Here is a 3578-nt window from a genome sequence, read left to right on the forward strand (position 1 = left end):
GGTCTTCCGTAGTTAGTGTGCTAAATTGTTAGTTAGATTTGCCCAAGTATTGGACAGCAATAGCTTTAACCGTTTTTACCCGAATTTCAATTTATTTTGAGGCGATCAAAAGCTACAGCCCTTGTGTGGAAAACCTTCTGAATCATTAAGACTGATAATTTAGCACACTAAGTCCGGAAGACCCCTATTTCTTTGATTTTAAGGTACTTGAAACTAGGATCTTCTTCTTCTAGCTCAACCTTCTCTATTTCAGCAATTAACTTTTTGTGTTTGGCTTTTAGCTTGTCTTCTCGCTTGAGAGGAATTGAAAGAACTTTATCGAGTTTCTGCCGCGCTCGATCTAGACATTCCTCTTGGGTGTAAAGCAAGTCATGACCTATTTTAGTAATCTCATTGCCCGACTCAATGAGCTGTCGGCGCAAGAATTTGTCCATTACCAAAGCTGCATAACGGTCAATGTTGACGGCTGACACCGTGCGTTCTATTAGCTGCGCTATCTTACTTTGACCCCCCACTTTGTCTAACTTTTTATGGTCATACAGCCAGGAGGTGACAGCCATAAAGTCTGTTGACTTTTCCTCTCTGTATAGAGCTAGTGCCGCTCGATAAATTTCCTGGTGATCGCTGAAATAGAAAGCCTCAGGTGTTAGTAGGTCAACTACCCGTTCCATTGCTTCAGGATCGAGCATTATCCCACCCAAAATCCACTCCTCAGCCTCTATATTCTGAGGTGGAAGTGTGCTAAGATAGTCGTTAAGCTTCTGATTTACAATTGATTCAGTCATAATGTTCGCTGGGGATTAATATCCCCTTTTTTTGTGTGCTTTGCTCCAAGTACGGCGCTACCATTTTCTGGTTGAATGTCTGATTCTGGATTCTTTAAGAAGTCCAGGTAAATTCTTGATTCAAGTTGGTTTGGCTTCCGACAGGGATACGGCGTCGATTTGCTAACGCATCTCAATCCTTTTGCTGCTAAAGATGAAATCAGCTCTTCAGCTATATCTTTCGTATATCGACTATCAGTCCATATCCGAATACGGACAACCTCACTGGGAGAGTCGGCGTCTTCAAAGGTTAGTTTTTCCCAACGCTTACCTTGGGAATTCCAGCAATAATGATGCTTGTTTAAAGTTTGATAAAGTTGTTCCTTATCAGGAATATTTTGAAGCTCTTTTATTGGGCTGTCACTGCTATCGTGTGCCAATACAGCAGCCAGGGTTCTAGCTTTTAGCAATTTATCGGTTCTTCTCATTCTCTTGGGTATGCTAATTTCGATCGGCGGATCGAGGCGGAGAATCGGCATACTAACTATCCCCCCCCCTTTCTCTCTCTATTTGATTGCATAAAGAATTAAGATAAACCGCACGATCGCTCAAATCCTCCAGATCATTGTATGGATAATCCCGATCGTGGCAGAGGCAACCTGCCATCAGCAGGAAGTCAAAATGCCATGTGCCATCCTCGATATATTCTCGATCAAGCAAGGGAAAGATTGTTCCAATGATCTGAGCGGCGCGATTGTAAACCGCCGCAACCTGATGAATGTTGTAGCGTCTGTCCACGGAGTTCCGCGCGATGATTATTCTGGCTAATAAGTTTATCTTCTCATCCATGATCACTCTGGTTTAATCTGTCAATTAAATGATAAAAATCCCTTTCCTCCAGAATTTCCCGACTAATAAGCAGCCCGTCTGTAAGGCGGAATTCGATGTATTTTACGTGGTAAAGGTTTAGCTTGTCTTTGTCGAAAAATTCCTCGTAGCAGGCTGTGCTTGTAGGCTCCAAGTCATAATCCCCGCATAATTTCCTAAAGGCATACTTAAAATCCCCGGAGAATGTGTAGTGCGAGTCGGGGAGGCTCCGCACAGATACGATAGTTCCACGGGTGAAATGTCTAAGGGCGATTAGCGCTCGCGATACCTTCGGTGTGTTGGTTCGCCAGTAAAATAGCTGGCGAATTGGTCCAGTAAATAGGGGCGGGATTGATTGTCCTGCCCCTTTTCCAGTAGTCATGTGTGTTTCACACGTCAGTATAAGTTGCCTGCTTCTGGGCAAACGTTCCAAGGATGGGAGCATGTTCGCCGACTATCGGGCGATCGCATTTCATCTCATTTTTGTATTCCTCTCTACATTTCAAATTATTGCGATCGCGATCGCTGATCACGCTTCGCTGGTACAGTATGTTTCCGGAAAGAGAGGGGGTTTCTGGCAGTCGCTAGTCTCGCACAGTCCCCGCTCTCTGCCGATCTTTGTTTGTAATAACCGGATAAGTTATCCGGTTTATGTTTAAAATGGTAGATGATAATCCCGACATTTGCAACCCGACAGGAGCAACCTTGCTTGAACTGCGAAAGAGACTGGATTGGACCCAACCTCAATTGGCTGAATATCTCGGTATCAACGAAAGAACCGTTCGGAGTCACGAACGGGACTATCATCGTTTGCGCCTGGAACTTTGGCAGTACAAGAAATTGCACCAGCTCATGGCAAGCGTTGGGATGACTGTCGATGACCTGCCAGACCCACCAAAATGAACCAACTACCAGAACCAGACCAAGCAGCAAAATTGAACTTGCAGATGGCTCTAGGAAAAATCCCGCCGCCCCAGCACCATCAACAATTACCTACCCCCTCTGGTGCTGATGCGCCAAAAGAACCGGACATTGTACAGAAGTTTCTTTGGTGGGAGGCGATCGGGGATTTGTTATCAAGTTTTTGGAGTTAGTAGACATGAAACAGGCTCTCGATAAATTGGAGGCAAAATGAACCAAGAACATAAATCTTCATTCTCATTCTGGCGAACTCTCGCCTACGACCTAAAATATCCAAATCCTTCGGTGCTGAAAGAGACGCGCTGGCGTTGGTTGCCTTTCTGGTGTCGAATTACTTTAAATGTCGTCCTAATGCTCACGACAAAAATGCCCAAGGACTTATGGCATCCGTGCTGGAATTCAAAGTCCGCGCATTGGTACGATGAAATCCCTTTTTAAAATAGAATCGCAAATGAACAAACCAGGAATTAAAAGCATAGTTGACAAGTTTTCGGCAACACAAAGAAAAATTTACTTGTTGCTAGCTGCTTGCGGCTCATTGCCCGCAGGCAATATAGCAAAGCGGCTGGAATTGCCGCGTAGCACTGTAAGCAAGGCGTTAAATTGTCTCTATGGCCATGCGATTCTGGATCGCGTGGTCAGCGGGCGGCTGATAATTTATTCAATCGATTACAAAGAAGTCGAATTTTTGGAAGATAACTTAAACAAAAACAAGCCTGAAGACAAGGAAGGACGGTGGAACTGTTAAGCAAGGACAGCTAATTAAGCTGAATTTTGAGGGTAAAGAGTTTGATGTTATAGTCATCGATCCGAATGGACTAGGGAAAGACCAACCCACTGTTGGTTTTGGTTTTGGCATGATGGAACGTCACGCTGGGTTGCCTAATTCAACTTTAGATAACTGGTTAGAGGGTCTCCCAAATACCGAGTCAGAATGTCTGAGATTACCTTCTGCTAATACTTTTAAGGTCTCCCGAATTTTAGGCTTATATGCTGCCTAGCGGTGAGAAACGCTTAGGAGCTGAA

7 protein-coding genes are annotated in these 3578 nt (G+C 44.4%); 4 read left to right on the forward strand and 3 right to left on the reverse strand.

Going from position 1 to position 3578, the window contains the following annotated elements; all coding sequences use genetic code 11:
- Positions 1 to 167: 167 nt before the first annotated feature.
- The 3 genes from RIG66_RS27890 to RIG66_RS27900 are packed head-to-tail and all read right to left on the reverse strand — an operon-like array spanning position 168 to position 1613.
- Positions 168 to 785: a DnaB-like helicase N-terminal domain-containing protein gene (locus RIG66_RS27890; protein WP_446382446.1), complete on the reverse strand. Its 618-nt coding sequence runs from the start codon at positions 783 to 785 to the stop codon at positions 168 to 170.
- Entirely contained in the window at positions 782 to 1303 is a 522-nt protein-coding gene (locus RIG66_RS27895) for a hypothetical protein (protein WP_446382448.1), read from the reverse strand. The genes RIG66_RS27890 and RIG66_RS27895 overlap by 4 nt, the downstream gene beginning before the upstream one ends.
- A gap of 1 nt (position 1304) precedes the next feature.
- Positions 1305 to 1613 carry a hypothetical protein gene (locus RIG66_RS27900; protein WP_446382450.1) on the reverse strand — a complete coding sequence of 103 codons (309 nt, stop codon included), beginning with the start codon at positions 1611 to 1613 and terminating at the stop codon, positions 1305 to 1307.
- A gap of 461 nt (positions 1614 to 2074) precedes the next feature.
- Between RIG66_RS27900 and RIG66_RS27905 the strand changes: the two genes are divergently transcribed.
- The 4 genes from RIG66_RS27905 to RIG66_RS27920 all read left to right on the forward strand — a co-directional run bounded on the left by RIG66_RS27905 (position 2075) and on the right by RIG66_RS27920 (position 3300).
- Positions 2075 to 2290: a hypothetical protein gene (locus RIG66_RS27905; RefSeq protein ID WP_446382452.1), complete on the forward strand. Its 216-nt coding sequence runs from the start codon at positions 2075 to 2077 to the stop codon at positions 2288 to 2290.
- 46 nt (positions 2291 to 2336) lie between these two features.
- Positions 2337 to 2534: a helix-turn-helix transcriptional regulator gene (locus tag RIG66_RS27910; protein WP_446382453.1), complete on the forward strand. Its 198-nt coding sequence runs from the start codon at positions 2337 to 2339 to the stop codon at positions 2532 to 2534.
- Positions 2531 to 2725: a hypothetical protein gene (locus tag RIG66_RS27915; RefSeq protein WP_446382455.1), complete on the forward strand. Its 195-nt coding sequence runs from the start codon at positions 2531 to 2533 to the stop codon at positions 2723 to 2725. Before RIG66_RS27910 ends, RIG66_RS27915 begins: the two co-directional genes overlap by 4 nt.
- A 278-nt stretch (positions 2726 to 3003) precedes the next feature.
- Positions 3004 to 3300 carry a hypothetical protein gene (locus RIG66_RS27920; RefSeq protein ID WP_446382457.1) on the forward strand — a complete coding sequence of 99 codons (297 nt, stop codon included), beginning with the start codon at positions 3004 to 3006 and terminating at the stop codon, positions 3298 to 3300.
- Positions 3301 to 3578: the final 278 nt, after the last annotated feature.

The sequence above is a fragment of the Coleofasciculus sp. E2-BRE-01 genome (assembly GCF_040221695.1).
Taxonomy (GTDB): domain Bacteria; phylum Cyanobacteriota; class Cyanobacteriia; order Cyanobacteriales; family Coleofasciculaceae; genus Coleofasciculus.

Bases quoted from the DNA above. Each gene is read 5' to 3' on its own strand.
- RIG66_RS27895 (WP_446382448.1), bottom strand. From the start codon at position 1,303: ATGCCGATTCTCCGCCTCGATCCGCCGATCGAAATTAGCATACCCAAG.
- RIG66_RS27890 (WP_446382446.1), bottom strand. From the start codon at position 785: ATGACTGAATCAATTGTAAATCAGAAGCTTAACGACTATCTTAGCACA.
- RIG66_RS27905 (WP_446382452.1), top strand. From the start codon at position 2,075: ATGTTCGCCGACTATCGGGCGATCGCATTTCATCTCATTTTTGTATTC.
- RIG66_RS27915 (WP_446382455.1), top strand. From the start codon at position 2,531: ATGAACCAACTACCAGAACCAGACCAAGCAGCAAAATTGAACTTGCAG.
- RIG66_RS27900 (WP_446382450.1), bottom strand. From the start codon at position 1,613: ATGGATGAGAAGATAAACTTATTAGCCAGAATAATCATCGCGCGGAAC.
- RIG66_RS27920 (WP_446382457.1), top strand. From the start codon at position 3,004: ATGAACAAACCAGGAATTAAAAGCATAGTTGACAAGTTTTCGGCAACA.